The sequence below is a fragment of the Brevundimonas sp. ALps5 genome, assembly GCF_058681645.1.
Genome location: NZ_CM178744.1, coordinates 2,967,431 through 2,992,899 on the forward strand (window position 1 = coordinate 2,967,431; position 25,469 = coordinate 2,992,899).

30 protein-coding genes are annotated in these 25,469 nt (G+C 68.0%); 17 read left to right on the top strand and 13 right to left on the bottom strand.

Going from position 1 to position 25,469, the window contains the following annotated elements; all coding sequences use genetic code 11:
- Positions 1-110 precede the first annotated feature (110 nt).
- The 6 genes from ACW172_RS14075 (at position 111) to ACW172_RS14100 (ending at position 4,210) form a co-directional block, all read left to right on the top strand.
- Positions 111-785 (top strand): flagellar basal body-associated FliL family protein, encoded by a 675-nt coding sequence (locus ACW172_RS14075; RefSeq protein WP_492032062.1) that lies wholly within the window; start codon positions 111-113, stop codon positions 783-785.
- A complete protein-coding gene (gene fliM / locus ACW172_RS14080) occupies positions 785-1,831 on the top strand; it encodes a flagellar motor switch protein FliM (protein ID WP_492032063.1) in 1,047 nt (348 codons plus the stop codon). Before ACW172_RS14075 ends, fliM begins: the two co-directional genes overlap by 1 nt.
- Positions 1,828-2,439 carry a DUF6468 domain-containing protein gene (locus ACW172_RS14085; protein ID WP_492032064.1) on the top strand — a complete coding sequence of 204 codons (612 nt, stop codon included), beginning with the start codon at positions 1,828-1,830 and terminating at the stop codon, positions 2,437-2,439. The genes fliM and ACW172_RS14085 overlap by 4 nt, the downstream gene beginning before the upstream one ends.
- Positions 2,440-2,515: 76 nt before the next feature.
- Complete coding sequence (locus ACW172_RS14090) at positions 2,516-3,451, top strand: MotE family protein (RefSeq protein WP_492032065.1); 936 nt, start codon at positions 2,516-2,518, stop codon at positions 3,449-3,451.
- A gap of 97 nt (positions 3,452-3,548) precedes the next feature.
- The gene (locus ACW172_RS14095; RefSeq protein WP_492032066.1) at positions 3,549-3,809 is read left to right on the top strand and encodes a DUF3297 family protein; all 261 of its coding nucleotides are present in this window, start codon (positions 3,549-3,551) and stop codon (positions 3,807-3,809) included.
- A gap of 113 nt (positions 3,810-3,922) precedes the next feature.
- Positions 3,923-4,210, top strand: a complete 288-nt coding sequence (locus ACW172_RS14100) for a hypothetical protein (RefSeq protein ID WP_492032067.1) — start codon at positions 3,923-3,925, stop codon at positions 4,208-4,210.
- 77 nt (positions 4,211-4,287) lie between these two features.
- On the opposite strand, the gene ACW172_RS14105 is transcribed toward ACW172_RS14100, so the two are convergent.
- The 4 genes from ACW172_RS14105 to lgt all read right to left on the bottom strand — a co-directional run bounded on the left by ACW172_RS14105 (position 4,288) and on the right by lgt (position 8,821).
- Positions 4,288-5,844 (bottom strand): methyl-accepting chemotaxis protein, encoded by a 1,557-nt coding sequence (locus tag ACW172_RS14105; protein WP_492032068.1) that lies wholly within the window; start codon positions 5,842-5,844, stop codon positions 4,288-4,290.
- Positions 5,845-6,057: 213 nt separating this feature from the next.
- Positions 6,058-6,831, bottom strand: a complete 774-nt coding sequence (pgeF, locus tag ACW172_RS14110) for a peptidoglycan editing factor PgeF (RefSeq protein ID WP_492032069.1) — start codon at positions 6,829-6,831, stop codon at positions 6,058-6,060.
- Complete coding sequence (locus tag ACW172_RS14115; protein ID WP_492032070.1) at positions 6,831-7,904, bottom strand: class I SAM-dependent methyltransferase; 1,074 nt, start codon at positions 7,902-7,904, stop codon at positions 6,831-6,833. Before ACW172_RS14115 ends, pgeF begins: the two co-directional genes overlap by 1 nt.
- Positions 7,901-8,821, bottom strand: a complete 921-nt coding sequence (lgt, locus tag ACW172_RS14120) for a prolipoprotein diacylglyceryl transferase (RefSeq protein ID WP_492034985.1) — start codon at positions 8,819-8,821, stop codon at positions 7,901-7,903. Before lgt ends, ACW172_RS14115 begins: the two co-directional genes overlap by 4 nt.
- A 217-nt stretch (positions 8,822-9,038) precedes the next feature.
- Here lgt and ACW172_RS14125 point away from each other — a divergent pair, with 217 nt between their 5' ends.
- From ACW172_RS14125 to ACW172_RS14135, 3 genes are all read left to right on the top strand, one after another.
- Positions 9,039-9,338, top strand: a complete 300-nt coding sequence (locus ACW172_RS14125; RefSeq protein ID WP_492032071.1) for an accessory factor UbiK family protein — start codon at positions 9,039-9,041, stop codon at positions 9,336-9,338.
- 97 nt (positions 9,339-9,435) lie between these two features.
- On the top strand, positions 9,436-9,939 hold the full coding sequence (locus ACW172_RS14130) for a type III secretion system chaperone family protein (protein WP_492032072.1): 504 nt from the start codon (positions 9,436-9,438) through the stop codon (positions 9,937-9,939).
- Complete coding sequence (locus tag ACW172_RS14135; protein ID WP_492032073.1) at positions 9,939-10,742, top strand: pyrroline-5-carboxylate reductase family protein; 804 nt, start codon at positions 9,939-9,941, stop codon at positions 10,740-10,742. The genes ACW172_RS14130 and ACW172_RS14135 overlap by 1 nt, the downstream gene beginning before the upstream one ends.
- A gap of 6 nt (positions 10,743-10,748) precedes the next feature.
- Here ACW172_RS14135 and ACW172_RS14140 read toward each other — a convergent pair whose 3' ends face one another.
- Positions 10,749-13,121 (bottom strand): pectinesterase family protein, encoded by a 2,373-nt coding sequence (locus ACW172_RS14140; protein ID WP_492032074.1) that lies wholly within the window; start codon positions 13,119-13,121, stop codon positions 10,749-10,751.
- Between the two features lie 205 nt (positions 13,122-13,326).
- Here ACW172_RS14140 and ACW172_RS14145 point away from each other — a divergent pair, with 205 nt between their 5' ends.
- The 5 genes from ACW172_RS14145 (at position 13,327) to ACW172_RS14165 (ending at position 17,877) form a co-directional block, all read left to right on the top strand.
- Positions 13,327-13,905: a hypothetical protein gene (locus ACW172_RS14145; protein WP_492032075.1), complete on the top strand. Its 579-nt coding sequence runs from the start codon at positions 13,327-13,329 to the stop codon at positions 13,903-13,905.
- Positions 13,906-13,964: 59 nt separating this feature from the next.
- A complete protein-coding gene (locus ACW172_RS14150; protein ID WP_492032076.1) occupies positions 13,965-15,314 on the top strand; it encodes a S41 family peptidase in 1,350 nt (449 codons plus the stop codon).
- 15 nt (positions 15,315-15,329) lie between these two features.
- Positions 15,330-15,785: a MarR family winged helix-turn-helix transcriptional regulator gene (locus ACW172_RS14155; protein WP_492032077.1), complete on the top strand. Its 456-nt coding sequence runs from the start codon at positions 15,330-15,332 to the stop codon at positions 15,783-15,785.
- A gap of 75 nt (positions 15,786-15,860) precedes the next feature.
- Positions 15,861-16,853 carry a mechanosensitive ion channel family protein gene (locus ACW172_RS14160; protein WP_492032078.1) on the top strand — a complete coding sequence of 331 codons (993 nt, stop codon included), beginning with the start codon at positions 15,861-15,863 and terminating at the stop codon, positions 16,851-16,853.
- Between the two features lie 7 nt (positions 16,854-16,860).
- Positions 16,861-17,877: a threonine aldolase family protein gene (locus tag ACW172_RS14165; protein WP_492032079.1), complete on the top strand. Its 1,017-nt coding sequence runs from the start codon at positions 16,861-16,863 to the stop codon at positions 17,875-17,877.
- Here the strand turns inward: ACW172_RS14165 and ACW172_RS14170 are convergent.
- The 6 genes from ACW172_RS14170 to ACW172_RS14195 form a co-directional block, all read right to left on the bottom strand.
- A complete protein-coding gene (locus ACW172_RS14170) occupies positions 17,874-18,929 on the bottom strand; it encodes a glycerophosphodiester phosphodiesterase (protein WP_492032080.1) in 1,056 nt (351 codons plus the stop codon). The genes ACW172_RS14165 and ACW172_RS14170 overlap by 4 nt on opposite strands.
- 53 nt (positions 18,930-18,982) lie before the next feature.
- Positions 18,983-19,789, bottom strand: coding sequence for an inositol monophosphatase family protein (locus ACW172_RS14175; protein WP_492032081.1), 807 nt, complete (start codon positions 19,787-19,789; stop codon positions 18,983-18,985).
- Between the two features lie 113 nt (positions 19,790-19,902).
- Positions 19,903-20,472 carry an elongation factor P gene (gene efp / locus ACW172_RS14180; RefSeq protein ID WP_492032082.1) on the bottom strand — a complete coding sequence of 190 codons (570 nt, stop codon included), beginning with the start codon at positions 20,470-20,472 and terminating at the stop codon, positions 19,903-19,905.
- A 124-nt stretch (positions 20,473-20,596) separates the two neighbouring features.
- Positions 20,597-21,157, bottom strand: coding sequence for a tryptophan-rich sensory protein (locus tag ACW172_RS14185; RefSeq protein ID WP_492032083.1), 561 nt, complete (start codon positions 21,155-21,157; stop codon positions 20,597-20,599).
- Positions 21,158-21,229: 72 nt separating this feature from the next.
- Positions 21,230-21,466 carry a helix-turn-helix domain-containing protein gene (locus ACW172_RS14190; protein ID WP_492032084.1) on the bottom strand — a complete coding sequence of 79 codons (237 nt, stop codon included), beginning with the start codon at positions 21,464-21,466 and terminating at the stop codon, positions 21,230-21,232.
- A complete protein-coding gene (locus ACW172_RS14195) occupies positions 21,466-21,966 on the bottom strand; it encodes a DUF2975 domain-containing protein (protein ID WP_492032085.1) in 501 nt (166 codons plus the stop codon). Before ACW172_RS14195 ends, ACW172_RS14190 begins: the two co-directional genes overlap by 1 nt.
- 110 nt (positions 21,967-22,076) lie before the next feature.
- On the opposite strand from ACW172_RS14195, the gene ACW172_RS14200 reads away from it, so the two are divergent.
- Entirely contained in the window at positions 22,077-23,012 is a 936-nt protein-coding gene (locus ACW172_RS14200; protein WP_492032086.1) for an ABC transporter ATP-binding protein, read from the top strand.
- The gene (locus ACW172_RS14205) at positions 23,009-23,734 is read left to right on the top strand and encodes an ABC transporter permease (RefSeq protein WP_492032087.1); all 726 of its coding nucleotides are present in this window, start codon (positions 23,009-23,011) and stop codon (positions 23,732-23,734) included. Before ACW172_RS14200 ends, ACW172_RS14205 begins: the two co-directional genes overlap by 4 nt.
- Here ACW172_RS14205 and bfr read toward each other — a convergent pair.
- Together bfr and ACW172_RS14215 are read right to left on the bottom strand one after the other, a co-directional pair.
- Positions 23,731-24,231, bottom strand: coding sequence for a bacterioferritin (gene bfr / locus ACW172_RS14210; RefSeq protein ID WP_492032088.1), 501 nt, complete (start codon positions 24,229-24,231; stop codon positions 23,731-23,733). The genes ACW172_RS14205 and bfr overlap by 4 nt on opposite strands.
- A gap of 156 nt (positions 24,232-24,387) precedes the next feature.
- Positions 24,388-24,573: a (2Fe-2S)-binding protein gene (locus tag ACW172_RS14215; protein ID WP_492032089.1), complete on the bottom strand. Its 186-nt coding sequence runs from the start codon at positions 24,571-24,573 to the stop codon at positions 24,388-24,390.
- 143 nt (positions 24,574-24,716) lie between these two features.
- Between ACW172_RS14215 and thiE the strand changes: the two genes are divergently transcribed.
- Entirely contained in the window at positions 24,717-25,373 is a 657-nt protein-coding gene (gene thiE, locus ACW172_RS14220; protein WP_492032090.1) for a thiamine phosphate synthase, read from the top strand.
- Positions 25,374-25,469 lie beyond the last annotated feature (96 nt).

Consider the following 25,469-nt stretch of genomic DNA (forward strand, 5'->3'; position numbering starts at 1 on the left):
TTTGGCGGGTTTTCAGGCTCTGGCGCCCGGCAGGATTTGCCGGATTTCAATCTCGCGTTAACCAAACTGGCCGCATCTGGAGACTGGAATCATTCCGGGGCGTCGGACGCATGTTGAAGCTTGGCAAGAAGAAGGGGCCGCCCGAAGATGCGGCGACCGACATCGCCGTGGCGCACGGTCATGAGGTCGACGGCGAGCCGGCCAAGAAGAAGCTGCCCCTGCTGTTCATCATCGCCCCGGTCGCGGCCCTGGTCGTCCTGGGCGGCGGCGGCGCGGCCGCCTTCGTCATGATGCAGCCCAAGGCCGACGCCGCCGCCGAGGGCGAGCACGGCGAGGCCGCCGGCGGACACGGCGAGGAGAAGGCCGGAGGGCACGGCGCGAAGAAGGAAGAGAAGAAGGGCGGCCACGGCGAAGCCAAGGGCGGCGAGGGCGAGGCCGCCGCCGATCCGTCGCTGGGCGTGATCGCCGAGGGGCCCGACGGGGTCACCTTCTTCACCCTGCCGGACCTGCTGGTGGACATCCAGTCGCCGGACGGCCGTCCGACCCATATGCAACTGAAGCTGACGCTGGAGATGAAGGACGCCGACCTCGCCGCCAGCCTGCAGGAGCAGATGCCCCGGATGCAGGACATGTTCCAGGGCTTCCTGCGCGAGCTGCGCCCCGAGGACCTGGCCGGTTCGGCCGGCAGCTACCAGCTGCGCGCCGAGATCCTGCGCCGCGTCAACCTGATCGCGGCGCCCGGCAAGGTCGACGCCGTCCTGATCGAAAAGATGCTGATCCAGTAATGAGCGACACGGATTTCGCCGACGCCGGTCTGGGAGACGAGTTCCGCTCGGCGGCTTCCGAGCGCGTCCTGAACCAGGACGAGATCGACAGCCTGCTGGGCTTCGACCTCGGCGACGACGACGGTTCCGAACGGACCGGCATCCGGGCCATCATCAACTCCGCGCTCGTCTCCTACGAGCGTCTGCCGATGCTGGAGATCGTCTTCGACCGCCTGGTGCGGCTGATGACGACCAGCTTGCGCAACTTCACCTCCGACAACGTCGAGGTGTCGCTGGACAACATCTCCTCGATCCGTTTCGGCGACTATCTGAACTCCATCCCGCTTCCGGCCATTCTGGCGGTGTTCCGGGCCGAGGAGCTGGACAACTACGGCCTGCTGACGGTCGATTCCAACCTGATCTACTCGATCGTCGACGTCCTGCTGGGCGGGCGTCGAGGCACGGCGGCCCTGCGTATCGAAGGCCGACCCTACACCACCATCGAACGGGTGCTGGTGCAGCGGATGGTCGAGGTCATTCTGGCCGACGCCCAGGCCGCCTTCGAGCCCCTGACGCCCGTCCACTTCAATCTGGACCGTCTGGAGACCAACCCGCGCTTCGCCGCCATCGCGCGCCCGGCCAACGCCGCCATCCTGGTCAAGCTGCGCATCGACATGGAAGACCGGGGCGGTCGGGTCGAGCTGCTGCTGCCCTATGCGACGCTGGAGCCCATCCGCAAGATGCTGCTGCAGCAGTTCATGGGTGAGAAGTTCGGCCGCGACAACATCTGGGAAGGCCACCTGGCCACCGAGCTCTGGACCACCGATACCGAGGTCCGCGCGGTTCTGGACGAGCAGCAGGCGCCCCTGTCGACGGTTCTCAATCTGAAGGTCGGCGACACCTTCATGCTGAACGCGACTCCCGATAGCGACATCTCGATCCGTTGCGGCCCGATTCCGGTCACGACGGGCCGAATGGGCCGCAAGGGCCAGCACATCGCCGTTCGCGTCGAGGCGCCCATCAGCGTCGAGGTCGCGAGCAGCCTGACCCGGGTGAAACGCTCATGATCGGCATCGTTCTCGACTCCTTCCTGATGCTGCTGCTGGTCGCCGCCATCGGTTACGGCATCCGTCTGGAGAAGAAGCTGACCGCCCTGCGCGCCGGACAGCTGGCCTTCGCCGGCGCGGTGACCGAGCTGAACCAGGCCGCCGGCCGCGCCGAGAACGCCCTGCGGGCCCTGAGCACGGCGGGTGAGGAAGCCGACATGCTGCACGACCGCATCCTGAAGGCCCGCGCCCTGAAGCAGGAGCTGGAGGTTCTGGTCGCCCGCCAGTCGCGCGGTTTGCCGTCGCCGGAACCCGTCCGCGCGCCGGAGCTCGCGCGCGCGCCCGAGATCGTGCGTGAACCGGTCCGCGAGCCTGTCCGCGCCACCGCCGCGACCCTGACGACCCGCAATCCCCTGATCGACGGCCTGCCCGACGACGAGGACCGCGCCCTGCGCATGGCCGCCCTGGCCGAGCGCATCTCGGGTCTGAACGCGGCCCGCAACGCGCCGCCGTCCCCGGCCCGCGACAACGTCAGCGCCATCATGTCGGCGCTGACCGCTAACCAAACCGCGCAACAGAGCCTCAACAAGGCCCGGCGTAGTCTGGACAACGACCTCTTCGCGGCCTGATCCATTTTAGTGTCCCTATGCCTTGCGCGCGGCGCTCGGCGACTTGAGGGACGAGTTTGAAAGACTGAGTAAGACGATGGCCAAAGTTCCTCGCCTCCTGCCGCTCATCGCCATCGCCATCGGCGGGGTGGTCGCCGTGCGCGCCGTGGGCGCAAGTCCCGGCCTGTTCGAAGGCGCCAAGGCCTGGGCCGAGGACGCCGCGGGCGCCGTCGCTCCGGCTCCAGGCAATACGGAAGCGCCCAAGCCCGCCCCGGTCTGCGCCCTGACGCCCGAACAGCTGGCTCAACAGGCCGGCATTTCTCCGGCCGAGCTGCGGATCATCCAGTCGCTGTCGACGCGCCGCAAGGAACTGGACGCCCGCGACGCCGACTTCTCGACCACCCTGCCGCTGATGGTCGCCGCCGAGCAGAAGCTGGACGCCAAGGTCCAGGCCCTGACCGCCATCAAGGCCGAGATTCAGGGCATGCTGGGTCAGGTCGACGCCAAGGCCAAGGCCGAGACCGACCGTCTGGTCGCCGTCTATTCGGCCATGCGCCCGCGTGAGGCCGCCGCCGTCTTCAACACCCTGTCCGACGATGTGCGCCTGCCGGTCGCCGCCGCCATGCGTCCGCGCACCCTGGCCGCCGTCATGGCCCAGATGCCGCCCGCCAAGGCCCAGGAGCTGACTGAGAAACTGGCCCGCCGCTTCGAGGCCCAGCAGCTGGCCGCCCGCGCCGCCGCCGCCAGCGCCGCGGAGCCGGCGACGACGCCTGCCGCTCCGGCAGCGGCCCCGGCGACCACCCCCGCCAACGCCGCCGCCAAGCCCGCGACCCAGACGCCCGCCGCGACCCCGGCCGCCACGCCGGCCCGTCAGGCGCCGCGCGCGGCAGCCAACCGCCCCCGCACCCCGGCTCGCACGCCCGCGCGCCAGCCGGCCGCCACGCCTGCCACATCCGGCCCCCAACCCTATGCCGCCGGCGCCTCGGCCCCGGCCGCCAGCGCTCCGACGGCGCCGCGCCAATCCGTCCAGTAAGGGCGGTGCAGCAGGGGCCGAAAGCCACTCGCCGGTTGGCAGGGCGGGCGAGGGGGGTTATGCACGCGCCTCCTCTTTCGCCTTCAGGCCTCCGACCATGTCCGACACGCCCCCCGACCGCCTCTCGGTCAACCCGAGCAGCAAATTCTACGACGCCGATGTGCTTCAGCGCGGCGTTGGGATTCGCTTCAAGGGCGAGGAAAAGACCAACGTCGAGGAATACTGCGTCTCGGAAGGCTGGGTCCGTCTGGCGGCCGGCAAGGCTGTGGACCGCAAGGGCAACCAGCTGACCATCAAGCTGCAAGGCGTGGTCGAGCCCTATTTCCAGAGCGCCGACGAGACCCCGGCCGAGGGCTGATCCGCTCTGCGCTCGCAGCGCGTGTTTCTGTAGGGTGATCTATCTTGGGTTGACGGCGTCGCAACCTCTGGCATCGTTCTCCGGCCTTCGTCTGGAAGGCATTGGAGGATGAGATGAAGCTTTCCCTGCGTCTTGCCGCCCTGACCGCCGCGACGGTCGCCCTTGTCGGCGCCGGAGCTCCGGCCGCGCTCGCCGACCCGAACGTGCCGCTCTATGACGTCGTCTATTATAGCGACGCCTCCAGGACGGTGGAGGTCGGCCGCAACTACGGCGTCTGCTACGGCGGCTGGAACACGCCGATCTGGGCCGGCAGCAGCCAGTACACGACCGGCGAACAGACCGCCTACTACAGCTCCGAACACGTCGGCTGGTGCACGGCCGACGGGACCGTCTACTTCTGATTCAACGGGTCCTGAAAGAACGACGCCGGCTCCCTCGCGGGGCCGGCGTTTGTGTGCCCGTGATGCGGAAGCGCGATCTAGAACTCTTCCCAGCCGTCGGCCTTGAGGGCCGACGAGCCGATCGTGCGGATCGGCGCGGCCGGCCGCGGCTGAGCCGGGGCGGGTCGGGCGGCGGGCGCGCGTGTCGCCCCCGTGCTGTGGGCCCCAGTGCTGTAAGCGAAGGCCTCGATACGAGCCTGGGCCGCGCGAACCGGATTGGCGGCCTGCGGGACCTGTGAGCCGGTGTCGAAACGACGCGTCAGCTCGCCCAGATGGCCAGCCTCGGTGCGCAGACCCGCGGCGGCGGCGGTGGCCTGTTCGACCATGGCCGCATTCTGCTGGGTGACCTGATCCATCTGGTTGATGGCGGAATTGACCTGGGCCAGGGCCGTGGACTGTTCCTGGGCCGATCCGGCGATCTCGACGATCAGGCCGTCGACCTCGGCGACGCGCCCGGCGATCGCGGCCAGAGCCGCGCCCGTGTCGTCGACCAGCTGAACGCCGCGCGCGACCTGGGCCGAGGAGGCGGTGATCAGCACCTTGATGTCCTTGGCCGCTTCGGCCGAGCGCTGGGCCAGGGCCCGGACCTCGGAGGCGACGACGGCGAAGCCCCGGCCGGCGTCGCCCGCGCGCGCGGCCTCGACGCCGGCGTTCAGGGCCAGAAGATTGGTCTGGAAGGCGATCTCGTCGATGACGCTGAGGATCTGGCCGATCTCGATGGAGCTTTTCTGGATCTCGCCCATGGCGGCGACCGCCTCGCGGACGACTGCGCTGGAGGTTTCGGCGTCGGAGCGGGCCGTACCGGCGGCGCCGGCGGCCTGTTTTGCGCCCGAAGCGCTGCGCTGGACGGTGGCGGTGATCTGATCCAGGGCGGCGGCGGTCTCCTCCAGAGAGGCGGCCTGCTGTTCGGTGCGTCGCGCCAGATCGTCGGAGGCGGTGGAAATCTCGTTGGAGCCGCTGCGGATGCCGGCGATGCTGGTCACGACCGTGTCGAGCGCGGAGCGCAGGCTTTCGACGGCGGCGTTGTAGTCGTCCTGGATACGCTTGTGGGCGCCGTCGCGGTCGCCCTCCAGCCGGGTCGTCAGGTCGCCGTCGGCCAGGCGGCCGAGCGAGGCGGCCAGGGCCTGGACCAGGTCGTCCTGGGTCGTCTCGGCGTGGCGGCGCGCCTCTTCCTTGCGGGCGGCGTCCTGTTCAGCGGCGGTGATGTCGACCGCCAGCTTGATGACCTTGATGGTCTTGCCGGTGGCGTCGAAGACCGGGTTGTAGGAGGCCTGGATCCAGACCTCGCGGCCGCCCTTGGCCAGGCGGCGGAATTTCTGGGCCACGAACTGGCCCTCGCGCAGCTTGCGCCAGAATTCGCGATAGCCGTCGGTCGCGGCCTCGGCGGGGTCCATGAACAGGCTGTGGTGCCGCCCGACGATCTCGCCGGAGGCATAGCCCATGGCGGTCAGGAAGTTCTCGTTGGCTTCGAGGATCGTCCCGTCGGGTTGGAACTCGATCACCGCCTGTGATCGGGAGATCGCGGCCATCCGGGCCTGCAGATCCTGTGTGGCCGCCGCAAGGTCGGCGTCCTTCTTCCTGGCGCGCGCAAACATGGTCTTCCCCCGGGACAGCCATGGGTGGAACGGCTTGCCCCAACGTCAGCTAGGACGCGATTGGTTACCCGTGTCTTTATGTCGCGGTAGGTGTTTCTACAGGTTGTGCGGTGGCAATTTTCCCGCGAACTTTACACCTGCGCGGTAAAGATTGATCTTTTTCCGGCAAGCCGGGCGAGGATCGCGGATACGGCCAAGCTCTTATAACTAAAGTTATAGGGCGATTGCGGACATTAACCGGCCGAAGTCGGGCTCCGACCGCTGGAAGGCGCGGCGGTTGGAGTAGAAGCGAACTTCGTCGGCGCAGGTGTCGTCGCCGGTCCAGGCGGCCTCGCTGACCCCGGCCTGCTCCAGCCGCCACAGGACGAAGCCGGGCAGGTCGAAGCGGCGTTTGTCGGGTGTGTCTCCGACCACGAAGAAGCGCTCAGAGCCCGGGTCGTGATGGGCGAACCGTTCCTCGAAGTCGGCGCCGACCTCATAGCTGGTCTGGGCGATCAGGGGGCCGACCACGGCGACGGTGCGCGAAGGCTTCGCCCCGAGGGACCCCATCGCCGCGACCGCCGAATGGACCACGCCGCCGAGCGCGCCCTTCCAGCCCGCATGGACGGCCGCGACCACCCCGGCCTCGGCGTCGGCCAGCAGCACAGGCGCGCAGTCGGCGGTCAGGACACCGCAGATGACGCCGGGCGTTGCTGTGGCCACGGCGTCGCCCTCGGGCCGGTCGCCCTTCCATGGGCCGTCGGCGACGCGGGTGATGGCGGAATGGATCTGGTAGCAGGCGGCCAGGTCGTCCGGCGTCCCGCCCATGGCCTCGGCGATGCGCCGGCGGTTCTCGGCGACGGCGGCGGGATCGTCGCTGGAGCCCAGTCCGGCGTTCAGGCCTTCGAAAATGCCGGTCGAGACTCCGCCCTGACGCGTGAAGAAGCCGTGGCGCACCCCGGCCTTCGTGAGAAGAGGGTGGGTGATCGGTGTCGGCAGGTCGCTCATCATTCGAATCCGGGAACGGTCAGGCTGCGCGGCGAGAAGATGGAGGCGACCTTGAACAGGGTCCCCATCTGGTCGTCGGCCGTCAGGCGGTCCAGCTGGCGGCGGATCACAGCCTCGGCCGGGGGGCGTCCCTGTATCAACCGGTCGGCGCGGGCCTCGATCCCCAGCAGACGCAGGAATTCGCCCTGGCCCTTGCAGCCCGTCACGTCGGCGCCGGCGCGGACGGCGGCCTCGAGCACGCGCGGGAAGTCGGCCCACATGGTCAGGTCGGCGGCGCCGGGGTGGGCCAGCGGATCGACCTTGGCGTGCCGATGCAGGGCCTGAAGGGTGTCGCCGGGGGCGGGCTTGTCGCGGCCATAGTCAATCAGCAGGGCCGCGCCCGAGGCCTCGGCCATCAGCACCGCCAGGTCGCGGCCGAAGATGGCCTGCTGCTCGGAAATCTCGATGATCTGGCCGGGCTCGACGTCGTAGTCGGGCTTTTCGAAGCCGCCGGTGATGTTGCTGAGGCCGAACAGGATGTCCTGACCGTCGTCGGTGACCCCGACGCGCCGCTCGGACCAGCCGTCGTCGGTCTTCACGAACTGGCGGGCCGGCATACAGTCCAGCACCTCATTGGCGATCAGGATGACCGGGGCGTCGGTCTCGATCTGGTTGAGCGAACTCAGCCAGCGGGGAGAGATGTCCGCGCCCGCCAGCCGCCGCTCCTGCTCTTTGCGCAGGGGCGCGCTGGGCTCGATCAGGATCAGGTCGCAGGCCTCGAGGAAGTCGGGCGCGAGGCGGAGGGCGCGCAGGGCGTCATCCATCAGGGTCCCGTCGCCGGGGCCGACCTCGACCAGCCGCACCTTCTCGGGCGCGCCCAGCCTGTGCCAGGTCTCCGCGGCCCACAGGCCCAGCAGTTCGCCGAACATCTGGCTGATCAGGGGGGCGGTGATGAAGTCGCCGCCTTCGCCGAGGGCGGGCCGGGTCGAATAGTAGCCGTCCGCCGGATCGTGCAGGCAGCGGGTCACATAGTCGGCGACCGACATCGGTCCCGTCAGGGTGATCTCGCGCGTCAGGCTGGCCTTCAGGCTCACGCCGCGACCTTCTCCGCTTCAGGGTCCGCTTCGGGTTCGGGCTCTTCCGGGGCTGCGACCGGAGCCGTTCGCCAGGCATTCCAGATCAGCAAGGCGCCGATCACGATCATCGGGGAAGACAGGATCATCCCCATGGTCAGGCCGAAGGGCAGGTGGTCCAGGCCGACGTCGGGCTGGCGCACATTCTCCAGCGAGGCGCGAATGATGCCGTACCCCAGGAAGAACAGGCCGGTGACATAGCCGGGCTTGGCCAGCAGCCGGAGCTTCCAGACCGCCAGGCTCAGGATGGACAGAAGAACGATGCCCTCAAGACCCGCCTCATAGAGCTGGCTGGGGTGGCGGGGCACATCTCCGGCGGGGCACAGGCCATAGGTCTTTTCGATGGTTGCGTTGCAGAAGCGGATGGCCCAGGGAACGGTCGTCTCCCGGCCCCAGAGCTCGCCATTGATGAAGTTGGCGATGCGACCGAAGGCGAGGCCGATAGGCGCTGTGGCCAGGGCCATGTCGCCGACACTGAGGAACGCCAGCCGGTTGCGCAGGGAATAGAGGATCACGGCGATGGTGCAGCCCAGAAGACCGCCGTGGAAGGACATGCCGCCGGTCCAGAGCTGGAATAGCTCCAGCCGCTCGCCCCAGCCGTGGCCGGTGAACAGGTGCAGGTACATTTCCGGCTTGTAGAAGAGGGCATAGCCCAGACGGCCGCCGAGAATGATGCCGAGGGTGATCCACAGGATCAGGTCGTCCAGCTGGACCGTGCTCAGGGGTGGGCGGCGCGGGGCCCACAGCGAGGCCTTCTTGAGCAGGATGCCCGCATACCACCAGCCCAGGACGATGCCCGCCACATAGGCCAGGGCATACCAGCGGATCGGCAGGGGGCCGAGGTGGATCAGGACCGGGTCGAACTCGGGAAAGATCACGAGGGGCAGCTCCATGAGTCTCGGGCCTGCCGTTTAGCAAGCGTCGCCTTGTTCGTCTTCCCTCTCAATCGCGGCGGCTTCGGGGCTGGTCGATTTCCGCCATGGGGGCGCTATAAGCCGCATGGACGGAAAGGTTTCGTTCACCATATCGAGTAACCCTCATTAACGACTCCCGGGCCGATTCAACCGGGCCGATTCAACCGGGGCGGAGACGACCATGCAGACCCGCAATCCCATCCTCGACGAGTTCGCCAAGCTGACGACCGGCGCCATGGGCCTGGCCCAGGCCGCGGGGGAGGAGGCGAAAGCCGCCTTCCGCGCCCAGACGGACCGGGTCGCCGCCGAGATGGACCTGGTCCGTCGCGACGAGTTCGACGCCCTGAAGGCCGAAATCGCCGCCCTGCGGGCCGAGATCGCGACCCTGAAGGGTGCTCCGCAGGCGGAGAAAAAGGCGGCGAAGAAGCCTGCCACGGGAACGTCCACAGGCGGAACTCCCGCTTCGGACGCAGCCGGTTGAGCCGAATCCGCGAACACGTCTACCGTCCCGCCATGATCGATGAGTCGCGGCTGTCGCGGCCCATCGACCGGGCTCTCTTGCTGATCGGGGAATATTGATGGACGCCGTGAGGCCTGAGGAGGTCGATGTTCCCTACGATCCGCTGGACGTCGTGGAACACGTGCTAAACGCTGAAAACCTGCCCTTCGACAGGACGGACGACGGCGACCTAGCCTTTGCCCTGGCCGGCGACTGGAAGGACTATGAGCTGTGGTTCGCCTGGCGGCCCGAGGGCGACTGCCTGCAGCTGTGCTGTGCGCTCGACCTGCGCGCGTCCAAGGCCCGCCGCGGCGCCGCCTATGAGCTGGTGTCGCTGGTCAACCAGCGCACCTGGATGGGCCATTTCGAGGTCTGGTCCGAGGACGGCGAGATCGTCTTCCGCCACTCCCTGGCCCTGCCGCACGGCGAGCGTCCGACCCTGGCCCAGGCCGCGTCGATGATCGACGCCGCCGTGGAGACCGCCGACCGCTATTACCCGGCCTTCGACTTCATGATCCGCGGCAACAAGAAGCCGCAGGACGCGATCGACGCCTGCCTGTTCGAGACCGTCGGCACCGCCTGATGGCGGCTGGCGACAGGCCCGTTGTCCTGGTCGGCTGCGGCCGGCTGGGCTCGGCGATCGTCGAGGGCTGGCTCCTGACCGGGGCGGTCGATCCCGCCGAACTGATCATTCTCACACCCTCCGAGAAGCCCGTCGCCGAACAGGCGCGGGCCAAGGGCGCGCGGGTCAATCCGCCGTCCGAAGCCCTGACGAACGCCCGCGCCGCCGTCCTGTCGGTCAAGCCCGCTTACTGGAAGGGCGCAGTCGAGCCGTTGGCTTCCGCCCTGCCGGAAGACGCCACCCTCGTTTCGGTCATGGCCGGGGTGCGCGCCGCCGCCATCGGCGAGGCCATGACGTCGCGCCCGGTCGCCAGGGTCATGCCGACCACGGCCGTCGCATCAGGGAATGGCATCGCCGCCGTCTGGTCCGCCGATGATGACGCCCGGGCCGTCGCCCACGCCCTGTTCGCGCCTCTGGCCCAGGTCGTCGATCTGGCGGTCGAGGACCTGATGGACGTCGCCACCGCCGTCGCCGGCTCGGGTCCCGCCTATGTCCACGCCTTCGCGAAGTCACTGGCGGCGGCGGGGGAGGCGGCCGGGCTCGATTCCGCCAGCGCCCTGACCCTGGCCCGGGGCGCGGTGCGCTCCGCCGCCTCGGCCGAGCCGTCCGACAGTCTCGACGCCCTGATCGCCCGCGTCGCCTCGCCCGGCGGCACGACCGAGGCCGGGCTCAAGGCGCTGAACGGCGGCGCGGCGCTGGACGACGCTGTCGCCGCCGCCGTCGGCGCCGCCCTCAAGCGGGCGCGGGAGCTGTCGAAGGACTGACGGTCCTTACGGATAGTTGACCTGCAGCCCCCTCAGCACCACCGAGCCGCTGGGCCGCGAGGCGGTCCAGAAGAAGCCCGCGCCGCCGAAGCGGTTGGGTTCGATCGTTCCGGTCAGGGCCAGGGTTTCCCCGTCCTTCGTATTCGACCCGGTGACCTCGACGGCGCCGCCGTGCGTCCGGATGCGGATGGTGGTGGTCGGCTTGATCACCCCGGTCAGCCGGTCCTCGCCCATCGGCGTCCCGTGGCCGTCGACGATGCGGTAGAGCTGGAACACCACCGCCGTCGCCGACCGCGTCGAGCGCCAGAAGCGCAGGGAATAGCCGGTCCGCGTCGCCGGGTCGTATTTGAACAGGATCTCGGCATAGGGGCCGCGCTTGCCGGTCGCATCCGGAATGTCGCTGGGCGAGCCGGGGATGGCGAAGCCCTGACCCTCGTATTTGTCGGTGTCCATCGCAACGATGACGTCCATGTCGCTCGCTTCCGGATGGCCGACATAGAGGAGCGTCGAGTCCTCGCCGCCGACACGCATGCCCCACGAGCCTTCGGACGAGGCGGGCGTCTCCGAGGTCCAGACGCCGGTCAGCTTCCAGTCGCCCTCCCAGCGGCGCTCGACCGTGGTGTCGGGCAGGCTGCGGAAATCGACGGCGGCCGTGGCGGCACCCATCTCGACCGGGACGCGGGTCGGCTGGCTGGTCCAGGTGTGGCCGGGCAGGCTGAGATCGTGCGCCGCCTGGACGTTTGCGATCACATACTGACCCGAGAGGCTCGTGGGCATCGCCAGTTCGCGAAGCGGCGCATCTCCGCGTGAGATGGCCATCTTGTACGGGCGGGCGCAGGCGGCGTCAGGGCAGGCGAACCAGCTGACCAGCGACTGGTCCTCGCGCCCGGGCGGCAGGGCGATGTCATAGTCGATGCGCAGACCTCCGGGCGTGGGGGTCAGCACCGGCGACGCGGCCAGCGACGGTGCGGGCCGATAGGCGGGATCGACGGTGATCCAGGCGGTCGAGGCGAAGCCGTTGTCCGCCGTGGCCCGGATCGCCACCGTCTGCGTCCGTTCGGTGGGGTTGTCCGCCGTCACCCTGATCCGGTCGCCCTCGGTCGCACTGAGCTGCACCAGCGGCGAATCCGTCATCCAGCGCACCCGCGTCGTCCCCGAGGGCGGATAGACCGCCGCCGCGACCGTGATCGGGGGCTCCCCGGTGCGGACGCGCGACACCCCGCCGGTCAGCTTGATCCGCCAGGGCAGGGCAGGCGTCTGTCCCCCGTACTTCGCCACATAGCCCGCCGGATCCCAGCCGTCGTCGGCCCCCTCGGGCGTCCAGCGCAGCAGGTTGAAGCTGTTGAAGGCCAGGACCTCCACGTCCGACAGCTCATGCGTCAGGGTCCGGCGGGGTTCGCCGACCACGCTGTCGAGGATGTCCACGGGCCGGCCGCTGTCGGTGGTCGTGTGGTAGGTCAGGGAGTATTCGCTCGACCGCTCGGGCGCCGCCCAGCCGAACCAGGCGACCGGCACGTCGGGCAGGGTCGACTCGATCAGGGCCACGGGCGCGACCGGCACCTTGTAGAAGGTCATCGGCTTCGTCGCCCGGAAGCGGGTGCGGAAGAAGGTCGTGCCGCCCGCGAACAGGATGCCGCCGCCCTCAATGAAGTTGATCTCGGAGTCTTCCCATACGCTGGCGCCCGGCGCGCCGAGGTAGTCGTCGGTGCCCTCCAGATAGGCGTGGGTGAAGTATGACCGCTTGGTCCGGTTGAACATGGTGTCCAGGCGGCTGAGGATGGCCACGTGGGAATAGACGTGGCGGTCGCCCTGCATCTGGACGGCCACGGCCTGGGTGATCACGTCCGACCGCTTCTTCAGGCTCTTAGACGGATCGCCGGGGTAGTCGTAGTCGAGGTTGCAGTAGTTCAGGATGGTCAGATTGATCATCGAGAAGCCGTCGGCATCGACCATCATGGTGAAGCCGTTGTTGGCCGCCCCCTGCTTGTTGCCACGGTTGTCGGCGATCACCACGCTGCGTCGGTCGCGCGTCAGCCCCATCAGGGTGATGTTGGCCTTGGTGATGGTCAGGCCCGTCTCGGTTTCCGTCCCGTGCAGCTGATAGACGTCGGGCATCAGCCCGATGACGGTCGGCCGGTCGCGCGTCCCCTCCGGCGCGGCGGCATAGGCGGCTTGCAGGGTCTGGTAACGGTGCGCCGCGGCGTCCTCGGGCCGGGAGGCATCGACAAGGATGTCGTACCGCTCGGCGGTGGTGTCGAAGACCACGTCGGTATAGCCGCGCACGGGCCCCAACCCGACAAGGGTGTCCTGGGCCATGACCGGCTGGCCAGCGGCGACGATGATGGCGAGCATCAGCCCGCCCAGGGCTGTTCTGTGCATCCTGCTTCCTTCCCTGTGACACCGGTGTCAGCTTCAAGCCGATCTTGTCTGTCGAAGGGGAGGCTAGCGCATTCCCGTTCGAGGCGCACCGGGGCAGGCAGGTCAGTGGCAATCCCGATCATCGACCTCCCGATCCGCGCCTGCGACGGGTTGACGCAGCCCTGGCCAAAGCGTCCTCTCGCGTATGAAACCAGGGGCGAATGCGATGCTGAAACTTTCGACGCTTGAGGTCGGCGTCGACGTCCCCTGGGTCACCAGCTGGACCGGGGAGGCGATCGACGGCGCCGCCCCTTGCGCGACGGTCGGCGGACGTCTCGCCCTGTTTCAGGACCATGCGCCCGGCGTGGGCAAGCCGCAGTATTCGAAGAACCACCTCGTCCGCCAGCGCCTCTCCGTCGTGGAAATGCGTTGCCCCATGTGCGGCGAACGTACGCGGGAGCTGGATCGCTGGACCCAGATCGCGAAGCGAAGGACCGCCGGCGAACTTCGGGCCAGAGGCGGGAACATCAGTTCGGACATCGACGACGATCAGGTGCTGATAGACGCCGGTTCGATCGCGCCTCTGCATCGCCGCTGCGTCGATCGTTCGATGAAATACTGCCCGCATCTCAGGGCGAGCGAAGACGTCCTGATCATGCGGTTTCCCGCGGACTGGATCGTCTTGCCCCTGCTGGTGCGGGCCGAAAGCGGCGCCGGCGTGGCGGTGGCCTTCCTTCAGCTGTGCGGCGTCACCCGGACAATCGATCGGCGGTGGCGAGGCGCGAATGGGCGCCTCAATGCCTGAACCGGCCTGATTTTCGCGCCTGATCCCTGTCGCGACGGGCATTGTCTCCAATCCATCGATTGACGACCGTTCTTTATGAAATATATTGCGCAATATATTTCATGATTGGGTTTTCAATGTCGTCACGTGTTTCCCTACTGCTGTCCGCCATCCTCGCGGTGGCGCCGGCCTCGGTGTTCGCGCAGACCCTCGATCTTCCGGCGCAGCGCGAGGTCGTTTCTCATCTCGAAGAGGCGTTGAAGCAGAACTACGTCTTTCCCGACCGTATCCCCGCCATTTCCGCCGAGCTCGGCAGACGCCTTGGATCCGGACCTGTCGAGAGCGCGCCTTTCGCCGCCAGTCTCGCCCAGGGGCTGGTCAAGGCAAGCAACGATCTGCATTTCGCCGTGGCCTTCGATCCTGACGCCGTCGCGGCCCAACAGCGGGCGAAGGCGAACGGCGAGGAAACGACAGAGGAGCAGCGCGACAGCGAGCGGGCGGCCAATTTCGGCTATCGGGATGCGCGACGGCTCGACGGCGGCCTGGCCTATATCCGCTTCGACTTCTTCGCCGACCCGCAGTACGCCCAGGAGACGGCTGTCGGGGCCATGCGGTTCACCGAGGGCGCCAAGGGGATCATCATCGACCTACGCTACAACAACGGCGGCGTTCTGGAGATGGCGCAGCTGCTGATGAGCTACCTCTACGCTGCCGGCAAGGAACAGAAATTCTTCGACTATTTCTACAACAAGGATGGAGTTCGGGTTGAGCGAAGCCAGTGGAGCCTCGCCGCCGTGCCGGGCCAAAGGCTTGGAGATGTTCCCGTCGTGGTCCTGACGGGATCGACCTCGTTTTCCGCGGCGGAATGGATGGCGTTCTCGTTGCAGAAGCTCGGTCGAGCGACCGTGATCGGCGAGCGAACTGCGGGCGGCGCGCATCCGGTCAACAGCGTGCCGATCGACGACCGCTTCATGCTGCAGGTCCCGATCGGCCAGATCCGGGACCCGGTCGACGGCAAGGATTTCGAGGGCGTCGGCGTTGCGCCGGACATCGCCGTGCCGGCTTCTGACGCCCTGCTGACTGCGCAGAAATTCCTGCTGCAGAGCCGGGCGGAGGCGGGCGACGCCGACGCGAAGTGGGCCTTGGTCCCGATCGCGTTCGCGCTCTCGGGGGAGACCACCACCCCGGCGGATCTGGATGAGGCGGTCGGCGCCTACGAGGGGCGGACCCTGGTCCGAACGCCGACGGGTCTGTCCTACCGCTGGCGCGGGCATTTCGTGCTTGAGCTCGATCCGATCGGCAAGGATTGGTTTGCGGTCGAGGGGACGGATGACTACCGGTTCCGACTGGTGCGCGAGAACGGCCGGGTGAGCGGCCTGGAGCGCGTGTTCAAGTCTGGCGAGGCGATTGCCTACCGCCGTCTGGATTGAGGAGCTGTTGGACGAATGACCGGGTTGAACCGCACCTTTCTGGGCCTGCTCAGCGAACAGTTGAGCGACCTGATCGAGCAGCAGTCGGCCGAGGTGTTCAGGCGCGCCGGCCTCGTCATCCCGGTCAAGTCCGCCTCCCTGCTGGGCGCTGTCGCGTCGCTGGGGCCGGTCTCTGTCTCCGATCTGGTGCGCGCCCTGAACCGGTCGCACCAGCTCATTCAGCAGAAGATGCCGAAGCTGGTGGCTCTGGGCCTCGTCACACGCCGGCCCAACCCTGAGGACCAGCGCGCCGTCCTGATCGAGATCACCGACAAGGGGCGCGAACAACTGGCTCTGTTCGAAGGCCTCACCCAGGCCTTCGAACGCGCCTATGCCGGGATGGAGAAGGAGGCGGGGCCGGTGTTCGACGCCCTGAACCGGGCCATCCTCGCCCTCAAGGCCCGGCCCCTGGTCGACCGTATGGATATCTGAGGGCCCGTCACCGACCGTCGAAATGAAACACCTTCGAGGGTTCCAAATCGAAGCCGAGGCGTTAGACCCGGCTCAATGAGCGCCTCTCTCGTCAATCCTCTCGATCACGCCGTCGCCGCCGGACAGAAGGTCGTCGCCATGGACGCCGCCATGGTGGCCAAGTTGACCGACATGGCGGGCGACTTCGCCGTCAGCGCCACGATCGCCATCATCATCCTGATCGTCACCCTGTTCGCCTCGCGCTGGGCGGCGTCGGGGACGCGGCGGGCTCTGGGCCGGGTAAGGGGCTTCCGCCACGATCCGACGGTGCTCAGCTTCGCCGTGCAGGTGGTGCGGGTGCTGGTCCTGCTGATCGGCGTCATCGCCGTGCTGCAGCGGCTGGGCGTGCAGACCACCTCGATCATCGCCGTCCTCGGCGCAGCCTCCCTGGCCGTCGGTCTGGCGCTGCAGGGCACGCTGTCGAACGTGGCGGCGGGCGTCATGCTTCTGGTGCTGCGGCCCTATCGCGTCGGCGACCTCATCAACATCAACGGCAATATCGGCAAGGTGCAGCGGCTGGACCTGTTCACGACCCAGCTGATCGACGCCAACAACGTCAAGATCGTGGTGCCCAACTCCAAGGTCTTTGACGGCACCATCCTGAACCTGTCCGGCCAGCGGACGCGGCGGATGGAGCTGAAGATCGGCGTCGGCTACGGCGCCAACCTCAGCCAGGCGCGCGACGTTCTGGTCGCGGCGGCGGCGGCGCATGAAAAGGTACTGCCCGATCCCGCGCCCTGGGCGGGGGTCACCAATCTGCTGGACAGTTCGGTCGAGGTGACGCTGCAGGCCTGGACGCTGTCGGGCGACTACTGGCAGGCCAAGGCCGATGTGCTTCAGGCCGCCAAGGAGGCCCTGGACGAGGCCGGGATCGAGATCCCGTTCCCGCATCAGGTCGCCGTCCCCTATGCGCCTGAAGAGGGCGCGCCCGAGTATGACGAGACAGCCGCGGCGCGGAGGCGTAAGCCCGGCAAACCCACGTACGAGACGTCAGCGGACAACCGCGGCGCAGACCAGAGTGAAGGCTAGGGCGGGCATGCGTTACGACTTCGGATCCGACAACACCGCCGGCATGGCCCCGGCGGCGCTTCAGGCCGTGATCGAGGCCAACTCGGGCTTTGCGAAGGCCTATGGGGCTGACGAGACGACGGCGCGCGCCGCCGACCAGATCCGCCAGAGGCTGGACGCCGACGCCGAGATCCGCTTCGTCTTCTCGGGCACGGCGGCCAACGCCATCGCCCTGTCGATGCTGGCCTTCCCGTTCGAGGCGGTGCTGGCCCATCAGGCGGCCCACGTCTGCACCGACGAGACGGGCGCGCCGGGCTTCTTCGGTCAGGGCGTCGGCCTCATCGGCTTGCCGGGGATGTCGGGCAAGATCGACAAGCGCGCGCTGGAGGCCGCCCTGTCCGAGCCGGTGGTCGGCCATCGCCAGCCCGCGGCCGCCCTGTCGCTGACCCAGTCCACCGAATACGGCACGGTCTATACCGAGGAAGAACTGCGCCACCTGATCGAGCCGGTGAAGGCGATGGGCTATGGAGTGCATCTGGACGGGGCCCGGCTGGCCAATGCGGCGGCGGCGGGCTTCGACCTGACCCAGATCCCACGCCTCGGCGTCGACATCCTCGTCTTCGGCGGGGCCAAGGCCGGCGCCAACGGGACCGAGGCCATCGTCCTGTTCGACAAGTCGCTGGCAAGGCGTCTGGACAACCGGCTGAAGCAGGCCGGGCAGACGGCGTCCAAGGGCCGCTTCCTCGCCGCGCCCTTCCTCGGCCTGCTGGAATCGAACGCCTGGGAGGACGGCGCCGCCCACGCCAATCTGATGGCCCAGCGGCTGGCCGACGGCATCGAGGCCCGCTCGCCCTTCGTCCTGGCCCACCCGGTCGAGGCCAACGCCGTCTTCGTTCGCATGCCGGAGGAGGCCCACGCTCGCCTCAACGCGCTGGGCTGGGCCTGCTACCGCTTCGACGACGGCTCGGTCCGCTTCGTCTGCTCGTGGCAGACGGAAGAGGCGGTGGTGGATGAGGTGATCGAGGCGATTTCGACGCTCGGTTAGGGCCTGAACGCCTCAACCGCGATCCCGGGGAAGTCCGAGAAGACCGCGTCGACGCCCAGATCGCGGAACTGCCTGAGCTGCCCCGTCAGATCGCCATGGTCGGCCATGGCGTCGCCCCGGCGCAGCTCGGTCGGCAGGAAGGCGTTTTCGGCGCGGAAGGTCCAGGAAACCACCTTCAGCCCCGCCACATGGGCGTCCGGGATCAGCGAGGTCGCGGGCAGGGAGACGCCGTCCGGGCCGCGCGGCACGATCATCGCCGTCTCGACCCCGATAGCCCCGGCATAGGCGCGGATCGCCTTCAGCCCTTCGGGCGTCGCCATGGCGGCATAGGTCAGTCCGGGCCGGTCGATGGGGCCGCCGGCGCCGCTCATCAGCTGCAGAAGGGGCGAGCGGATGCGGCCCGACAGCCGCTCCAGTGGGCCGACCTCGAAGCACTGGATCAGGATCGGGGCCTCGGCGCCGGTCAGATCCAGTCGTTCCAGCATGGCGACGAAGCCGTCCTCCATCGGCAGGCCGATGCCGGCGAAGTAGGAGGGGTGCTTGAGTTCGGGCGCCACGGAGATCGTCCGGCCGGTGCGGGCCGTGGCCTCGCGGGCAATGGCGACCACCTCGTCGAAGGTCAGGATGCCGTCCTGGCCGTCGAAGGCGGTGTTGGCGGGACGGAAGGCGGGCAGGCGTTCACGGGCGCGCAGCGTCCGCAGTTCGGCCAGGGTGAAGTCCTCGGTGAACCAGCCGGTGGTCGAGACGCCGTCGATGACCTTCGTCGTCTTGCGGTCGGCGAACTCGGGATGGGCCGCGACGTCGGTCGTGCCGCCGATCTCGTTCTCGTGCCGGACGACGAAGGCGCCGTCCTTCGACATCACGAGATCGGGCTCGATGAAGTCGGCGCCCTGTTCGATGGCCAGCTCATAGGCCGCGCGGGTGTGCTCGGGCCGCAGCCCCGAGGCGCCGCGGTGGGCGATGACGACGGGATGGTTCTGTGCCGGAGACTGGGCCAGTGCGGGCGCTCCCGTCAGCAGGAGAAGGGCGGCGGTCAGGATGGCGCGGATCATGGCCCATGGGTAGGGCAGGGGCGCGACAGGTTGGTGAACCTGTCGCGCCGAAATCAGGCGGCCTGAAGCACCTTGCGCAGCTGCGGGTGCAGTTCGGTGTTGGCGGCCAGAACCGACGAACCGGTCTTGGGATCGCCATCCTGTTCGATGGTGGTGACGATGCCGCCGGCTTCGGTGACGAACAGGATGCCCGCCGCCACGTCCCAGGGCTTCAGGTTACGCTCGAAGAAGGCATCGTAGCGGCCGCAGGCGACCCAGGCGAAGTCCAGTGCGGCGGAGCCCAGACGGCGGATGCCGGCGGTGCGCTGGCCGATGGCGTGGATGTCCTTGATCGACTGGGCGTGGCCCGATTTCCCGATGAAGGGCAGGCCGGTCGAGATCAGGCTTTCCGACAGGTCGCGGCGGCCGGCGACGCGGATACGCTGGTCGTTCAGATAGCAGCCCTTGCCCTTTTCGGCCCAGAACAGCTCGTTCATGACGGGGTTGTAGGTGACGCCGGCGACGATCTCGGACGAGCCGTCCGGGGCGAAGCGCTCCAGCCCCACGGTGATCGCGAAGTGGGGGATGGCGTGCATGAAGTTGGTCGTGCCGTCGATCGGGTCGACGATCCAGCGGTGCGACTTGTCGGTGCCCTCAATCAGGCCGCGCTCCTCGCCGAGGAAGCTGTAGCCGGGGCGGGCCTTCATCAGCAGCTCGAACAGGGTGTCCTCGGCCTTGATGTCGGCCTGGGTGACGAAGTCGCCGGGACCCTTGCGCGAGACCTGCAGGTGACCGACTTCACCGAAGTCGCGCAGCATCGGACGGGCGGTCTTGCGGACCGCGTCGGTCATGACGGAAACGAGGGCGGAGGCGAGGGCCATGGTCGGAATCTCCTGGTCCGTCTGTCCTTCAGAAGGCTGAAATGCCCGGACAGACGGAGAAGTTCATGTGCAAAGGCGCAGGACTGCGCCTTCGATAGTTCGGTCCGTCAGGCCTATTCGGCGCGGCGGACGTATTCGCCGGTCGAGGTGTCGACGACGATGCGTTCGCCGGCCGACATATAGGGCGGGATCATGATGCGCACGCCGTTGTCGGCGATGGCGGGCTTGTAGGACGACGAGGCCGTCTGGCCCTTCACGGTCGGCTCGGTCTCGGCGACGGTCAGGGTGACCTGATCGGGCAGCGACAGACCGATCGGACGGTCTTCGTGCATCTCGATGACGACCTTCATGCCGTCCTGCAGATAGGGGATCGAATCCTCGCCGACCCAGTCCTTCTGCAGTTCGATCTGCTCGTAGGTGGCGTCGTCCATGAAGACCAGGGCGTCGCCCTGTTCGTACAGGTAGGAAAAGTCCTTTTGCTCCAGCGTGACGCGCTCGACCTTGTCTTCCGAACGGAAGCGTTCGTTCAGCTTGTTGCCGGTCTCGAGGTTCTTGGCCTCGACGTTGGCGAAGGCGCCGCCTTTGCCGGGCTTGACGTGGCTGGCCTTGGTGACGACCCACAGGCCGCCGTTGTGCTGGAGCACCATGCCGGGCTTGATGGTGTTGCCGTTGATCTTCGCCATGAGATTCACTGTCTGAGGGGCGCAGCCGGTCCCGTGACGGGCGCGCGAAAGAGGGCGCGATCCCTAGAGGAAGCCGGTCGAAAGGGCAACCCGGGGCTGACGGAGGGTCAGTGAAGCGTGGGCCCTAGTGCAGTGTGCGTCCGTCGGCGGTGTGGCGGGCCTTGCGCTGGATGAAGTTGGCGACCCGGGTGCCGGATCCCATGGGGGCGGCCATCTTGCCCGCGCCCTCGTCCAGCTTGCGGGCCTCGAAGGCGAAGGCGGCGGCCAGGCCGGCCGAGGACATGGCGGCGGCGATCTGGCTGCGCATCGAGGCCGGGCGCAGGCCCAGCCAGACGGCGTTGATCGTCTGGGCCGCGAACCACAGACCCATGGCCAGGGACCGCTCGCGGCTGGCCGGGGCGTTCCAGACCCGCACCGCCGACAGGGTCGTCGCCGAGAAGACGGCCGGCAGGATCAGGCTAAAGGCGCCGCGGGGCTTTTCCATCACCGGGGCGGCCCGGTCGAGCAAATGGCGTTCGGTGCGTTTGGGCTTCAGCGTATTGGAGGCCAGCGCGGTGGCCAGAAGGGCGAAGCCGACGGTCAGGACGATGCCGGTCGCGACATGGGCGCCGCTACGGCCCTCGGAGTTGAGCAGGTCCGTCGCCTGGTCCTGCACATCGTCGATCAGTTCGTCTATCGCGCTCATGCCCGTCGTCTCCCGGTAGCCCGCCTGAGCAATGAGCGGGACCCGGATCAGTTCCGCCTGCTCTTCATCGGCCTATTCCTCGTCAGTATGACGAAGGTCTTCCGGATCGAACGCATAGTCCAGCAGGTCGCCGGGGCGGCAGTCCAGCGCGGCGCAGAGCTTCGCCAAAGTGCGGAAGCGGATGCCCTTCACCTTGCCCGAACGGAACAGGGACAGCTGGGTCTCGGACAGGCCGACCTCGGCGGCGAGGTCGCGGGCCTTGAGGCCCTTCTTCACGATCAGGGCGTCGAGGGTCACGCGGACGGGCATCAGATCATCTCGTCCAGTTCGGCCTGGACATGGTCGGCCTGATCCACGACCCGGCCCAGCAGGAACAGGGCCCCGCCGATCATGCCCAGGCTCATGGATGCGACGTCCCAGTACAGATAGCCGCCGCGGATCTCGCCGATCATCCGCAGCAGGTTGGTGATCACGAAGACCTGCAGCACCCCGCCGACGCCCATCGCCAGGCCGACGCGGCGAAGGGCGCGGGCCAGGGTCGGCTGGATCAGCCGGCCCTTCTGCAACTCGCCCATGGCCTGACCGATCGACCAGACGCCGAACAGATAGCAGACGGACGGAGAGGCCCGGATCAGCTGTTCGAGGATGACGCGGCCGTAGTCCGGAATGACTCCCCGCGCGCCGAGAACCCACGGCGAGATGACGTGCAGCAGGGCCAGCACGGCGCCGACGCTGACCACCATGAAGACGGCCAGCCAGCGGAACTGGCCGCACAGGCGGCGGAAGCGGGCGATATCGGTCTTGCTCATGGCGGCGGAGGTCCGGTCGAATCCTGTCTTGTCTTTAATCTTGACTTAAAGACGCGCTGTCCGCAACTTTATCTCAGAGTTAAATGACTGCGAGGGCGGACAGCATGGCCATGGCGATCGAAACACGCGATCTGACGCGCCGCTTCGGGGCGCGGACCGCCGTCGACCGGGTGTCGATGACCGTGCCGGAGCGGGCGGTCTACGGCTTCCTCGGCCGCAACGGGGCGGGCAAGACGACGACGCTGAAGATGCTGCTGGGCCTGATCCGGCCGAGCGCGGGCTCGGCCTTCGTCGACGGGGTCGATGTGGCGCGCGACCGGATGGGCGCGGCCCGGCGGGTTGGAGCCCTGCTGGAGGCGCACGGCTTCTACGTCAATCTGACAGGGCGGGAGAACCTGGACCTGACCCGCACCCTGCTGGGCGTGCCCGCGAGCGAGGTCGACCGGGTGCTGGAGGTGGTCGAGATGCGCGACAACGCCGCGCGGCGGGTGTCCGACTATTCGCTCGGCATGCGCCAGAGGCTGGGCCTGGCCCGGGCCATGCTGGGCGCGCCGCCGGTGCTGGTGCTGGACGAGCCGACCAACGGCCTGGACCCCGACGGCATCGCCGACATGCGCCGTTTCCTGAAGGCCCTGCCGGAACGAACGGGGGCGACGGTCCTGTTGTCCAGCCACCTGCTGGGCGAGATCGAACAGACCGCCACCCACATCGGCATCGTCAACGAGGGGCGACTGGTGCTGGAGGGGGAGCTGTCGCGGCTGAAATCCGATCTGGCGCCAGAGATCGCGGTGCGGACCGACGATCCCGTCCGCGCGGCCGAGGTCCTGCGCGGCTGGGACCTGACAGTGATCGCCAGCGATGACGGCCTGACCGCCCGGCTGCGCTCCGGTGACGACGCCGACCGCAGGTCCGCCGAGCTCAACCGCGCCCTGATCCAGGCCGGCCTGTCCGTCTTCGCCATCGGGCCGCGCGCCCGCTCTCTGGAGGGCATCTATCGCGACGTCTCCCAGCCGTCCGCCCAGCCCCAACCGGAGACCGTCCGATGATCGCCGTCCTCACCGTCGAAGCGCGCAAGCTGAACCGGTCGCTGGCCGCCCTGCTGGCCGTCGCCGCCCCGAGCCTGATCGCCGTCTTCCTGTTCTTCAACCTGCTGAGGGGCGGCAAGCCTCAGCCGTGGGAGATGTGGACCCAGTCCTCGACCGGCATCTGGGCCTTCTTCATGCTGCCGATGAGCGTGACGGCCCTGACCGCCCTGGTCGCCCATATGGAGCACGGGCCGCGCGCCTGGGATCATCTGCGGGCCCTGCCGGTGGCGCGCTGGAAGCTCTATGCCGCCAAGGCGATCTGCGTGATGGCGGTGGTCGCGGCCATGAGTCTGCTGAACCTGGCCCTGACGCTGGGCGCGATTTACGGCGCGGCGACGGTCAAGCCGGAGATCATGCCGACGGGCGCGCTGGATGTGACCGCGCAGGTGATCCTGATGGGCAAGGTATTGCTGGCGGCGATCCTGATGATCGCGATCCAGCTGTGGACCGCGCTGAGGTTCGCCAGCTTCGTCCCGGCTTTGGCGCTCGGGATCGGCGGGACCTTCTTCTCGGTGGTGGCCACGGCGGCGAAGCAGGGGGTCTTCTTCCCCTGGCAGATGCCGGTGAACATGCTGGCCGGCGAGCCGTGGCGCGCGGCTACGGCCCTGACGCTGGGGGCAGGGGCGGGGACCGTCGTGCTGCTGCTCGCGATCACCCACCTGTCCCGGCGCGAGGTGCTCTAGTTGCCCGTCGCGGCCCCGTCGGTGACGATCTCCTTCATCGCCGACTGCAGATAGTTCTGGGCGCCCATCAGCTCGATCAGCTTGTGCTGGTTCTCGAGGAAGTCGATGTGCTCCTCGGTGTCGCTGAGGATACGCATCAGCAGGTCGCGGCTGACGAAGTCGCCGGCGGCCTCGCACTGGGCCACGGCCGGGGCGGTGGTGGCGCGGCCGGCGTATTCAAGCGCGAGATCCGCGCCCAGGCATTCGATCGGATGCTCGCCGACCTTCAGCTTGTGCAGATCCTGCAGATTGGGCAGGCCGTCGAGGAAGAGGATGCGTTTGATGAGCATGTCGGCATGCTTCATCTCGCCGATCGATTCCTCGTAGATCACATGGCCGAGATGGGCCAGGCCCCAGCTCTCGAACATGCGGGCGTGCAGGAAGTACTGGTTCACCGACGTGAGTTCGTTGGTCAGCACCGCATTGAGGGTGCGGATGATCGCGGGATCGCCCTTCATGGCCATGGTCCTTGCTCGTCTCGCGGACGGGACGCCGGGGCGCGTCCAGACTCATCCGCCGTCTGTTCAAACGGCGTTTAGCACAGGAAATCGGCTGTTGTTTATTTGAGAGTATTTATCACGCGCATTGATATTGCGAGTGATTTTTGGCCGCGACTACTCGGCTGCGAGTGCGAATGCTTCGCGGCTGTCGTCGATCATCTGGCGCATCTCGCAGACGCATTTGGCGCACTGCGCCTGGCACTGGTTGCGGGCGAAGATTTCACGCGGACGGGTCGCGCCGGCCTCGATGGCGAGGGCGACGTCGCGCTGGCGCAGGCCGTTACAGTTACAGACGTACAAGAGAGGCGAACCCAACCCGAACTGAGAATGGTTCTCTGTAACACATATAAACGCGGCTGCAAGTGGTTCGCATGCGCGTTCGCAACGCGCGACTATCGACGGGGCCGTTGACGGGAGGGGGCTTAAGGGGGCAGGGCGGGGCCATGGCTCGTGCTCCCCAAATCCCCGACCGTCCGGCGACCCGTCTGTATCTGATCACTCCGTCCACGATCCCGGATCTGGAGGCCTTCGCCGCCGATCTGGAGGCCGCGCTCGGCGCCGGCGACGTCGCCGCCCTGCAGATCCGGTTGAAGCCCGCGAGCGAGGACCAGATCCGCGCCGCCGTCGAGCGGCTGGGGCCGATCGCGCGTAAGTATGATGTCGCCCTGATCCTGAACGACCGGCCCGATCTGGCGGCGGCGTTGCACTGCGACGGGGTTCATGTGGGGCAGGAGGACGCCTCGGTCGCCTCGGCGCGGCGGCTGATGGGCCCCAACGCCATGATCGGCGCCACCTGCCACGACAGCCGCGACCTGGCCATGGAGGCGGCCGAGGCCGGCGCCGACTACGTCGCCTTCGGGGCCTTCTTCCCAACCGGCACCAAGGAAACGACCCACCGGCCCGAGCTGGACGTCCTGACCATCTGGCAGGAGACGGTGGAGGTCCCCTGCGTCGCCATCGGCGGGATCACCGTCGAGACGGCCCGCGCGGTGGCCGACGCCGGTGCGGACTTCATCGCGGTCAGCGCGGGCGTCTGGAACCATCCGAAGGGGCCGGCTGCGGCGGTCGCGGCCTTCAATGCGGAACTGTCCGGCGTCTGACATTTCCCGCTGGGCCGCCCATTCCGCCGCGTTAACTTCACGGGATATTAGGGAGCAAGGGCTTAGCTGACGCATCGCAGTATCCTCGAGTCGTCG

What these genes read in the sequence shown, in the direction of transcription:
- ACW172_RS14170 (WP_492032080.1), bottom strand. Translation starts at nt 18,929, where the DNA reads ATGATCCGCGCCATCCTGACCGCCGCCCTTCTCCTGCTGACGGGAGCG.
- ACW172_RS14160 (WP_492032078.1), top strand. Translation starts at nt 15,861, where the DNA reads ATGAGCGCCTCTCTCGTCAATCCTCTCGATCACGCCGTCGCCGCCGGA.
- ACW172_RS14085 (WP_492032064.1), top strand. Translation starts at nt 1,828, where the DNA reads ATGATCGGCATCGTTCTCGACTCCTTCCTGATGCTGCTGCTGGTCGCC.
- pgeF (WP_492032069.1), bottom strand. Translation starts at nt 6,831, where the DNA reads ATGAGCGACCTGCCGACACCGATCACCCACCCTCTTCTCACGAAGGCC.
- ACW172_RS14105 (WP_492032068.1), bottom strand. Translation starts at nt 5,844, where the DNA reads ATGTTTGCGCGCGCCAGGAAGAAGGACGCCGACCTTGCGGCGGCCACA.
- ACW172_RS14135 (WP_492032073.1), top strand. Translation starts at nt 9,939, where the DNA reads ATGGCGGCTGGCGACAGGCCCGTTGTCCTGGTCGGCTGCGGCCGGCTG.
- thiE (WP_492032090.1), top strand. Translation starts at nt 24,717, where the DNA reads ATGGCTCGTGCTCCCCAAATCCCCGACCGTCCGGCGACCCGTCTGTAT.
- ACW172_RS14205 (WP_492032087.1), top strand. Translation starts at nt 23,009, where the DNA reads ATGATCGCCGTCCTCACCGTCGAAGCGCGCAAGCTGAACCGGTCGCTG.
- ACW172_RS14095 (WP_492032066.1), top strand. Translation starts at nt 3,549, where the DNA reads ATGTCCGACACGCCCCCCGACCGCCTCTCGGTCAACCCGAGCAGCAAA.
- ACW172_RS14165 (WP_492032079.1), top strand. Translation starts at nt 16,861, where the DNA reads ATGCGTTACGACTTCGGATCCGACAACACCGCCGGCATGGCCCCGGCG.
- efp (WP_492032082.1), bottom strand. Translation starts at nt 20,472, where the DNA reads ATGGCGAAGATCAACGGCAACACCATCAAGCCCGGCATGGTGCTCCAG.
- ACW172_RS14190 (WP_492032084.1), bottom strand. Translation starts at nt 21,466, where the DNA reads ATGCCCGTCCGCGTGACCCTCGACGCCCTGATCGTGAAGAAGGGCCTC.
- ACW172_RS14125 (WP_492032071.1), top strand. Translation starts at nt 9,039, where the DNA reads ATGCAGACCCGCAATCCCATCCTCGACGAGTTCGCCAAGCTGACGACC.
- ACW172_RS14155 (WP_492032077.1), top strand. Translation starts at nt 15,330, where the DNA reads ATGACCGGGTTGAACCGCACCTTTCTGGGCCTGCTCAGCGAACAGTTG.
- ACW172_RS14140 (WP_492032074.1), bottom strand. Translation starts at nt 13,121, where the DNA reads ATGCACAGAACAGCCCTGGGCGGGCTGATGCTCGCCATCATCGTCGCC.
- ACW172_RS14175 (WP_492032081.1), bottom strand. Translation starts at nt 19,789, where the DNA reads ATGGCCCTCGCCTCCGCCCTCGTTTCCGTCATGACCGACGCGGTCCGC.
- ACW172_RS14100 (WP_492032067.1), top strand. Translation starts at nt 3,923, where the DNA reads ATGAAGCTTTCCCTGCGTCTTGCCGCCCTGACCGCCGCGACGGTCGCC.
- bfr (WP_492032088.1), bottom strand. Translation starts at nt 24,231, where the DNA reads ATGAAGGGCGATCCCGCGATCATCCGCACCCTCAATGCGGTGCTGACC.
- ACW172_RS14145 (WP_492032075.1), top strand. Translation starts at nt 13,327, where the DNA reads ATGCTGAAACTTTCGACGCTTGAGGTCGGCGTCGACGTCCCCTGGGTC.
- ACW172_RS14200 (WP_492032086.1), top strand. Translation starts at nt 22,077, where the DNA reads ATGGCGATCGAAACACGCGATCTGACGCGCCGCTTCGGGGCGCGGACC.
- fliM (WP_492032063.1), top strand. Translation starts at nt 785, where the DNA reads ATGAGCGACACGGATTTCGCCGACGCCGGTCTGGGAGACGAGTTCCGC.
- ACW172_RS14075 (WP_492032062.1), top strand. Translation starts at nt 111, where the DNA reads ATGTTGAAGCTTGGCAAGAAGAAGGGGCCGCCCGAAGATGCGGCGACC.
- ACW172_RS14090 (WP_492032065.1), top strand. Translation starts at nt 2,516, where the DNA reads ATGGCCAAAGTTCCTCGCCTCCTGCCGCTCATCGCCATCGCCATCGGC.
- ACW172_RS14130 (WP_492032072.1), top strand. Translation starts at nt 9,436, where the DNA reads ATGGACGCCGTGAGGCCTGAGGAGGTCGATGTTCCCTACGATCCGCTG.
- ACW172_RS14185 (WP_492032083.1), bottom strand. Translation starts at nt 21,157, where the DNA reads ATGAGCGCGATAGACGAACTGATCGACGATGTGCAGGACCAGGCGACG.
- ACW172_RS14195 (WP_492032085.1), bottom strand. Translation starts at nt 21,966, where the DNA reads ATGAGCAAGACCGATATCGCCCGCTTCCGCCGCCTGTGCGGCCAGTTC.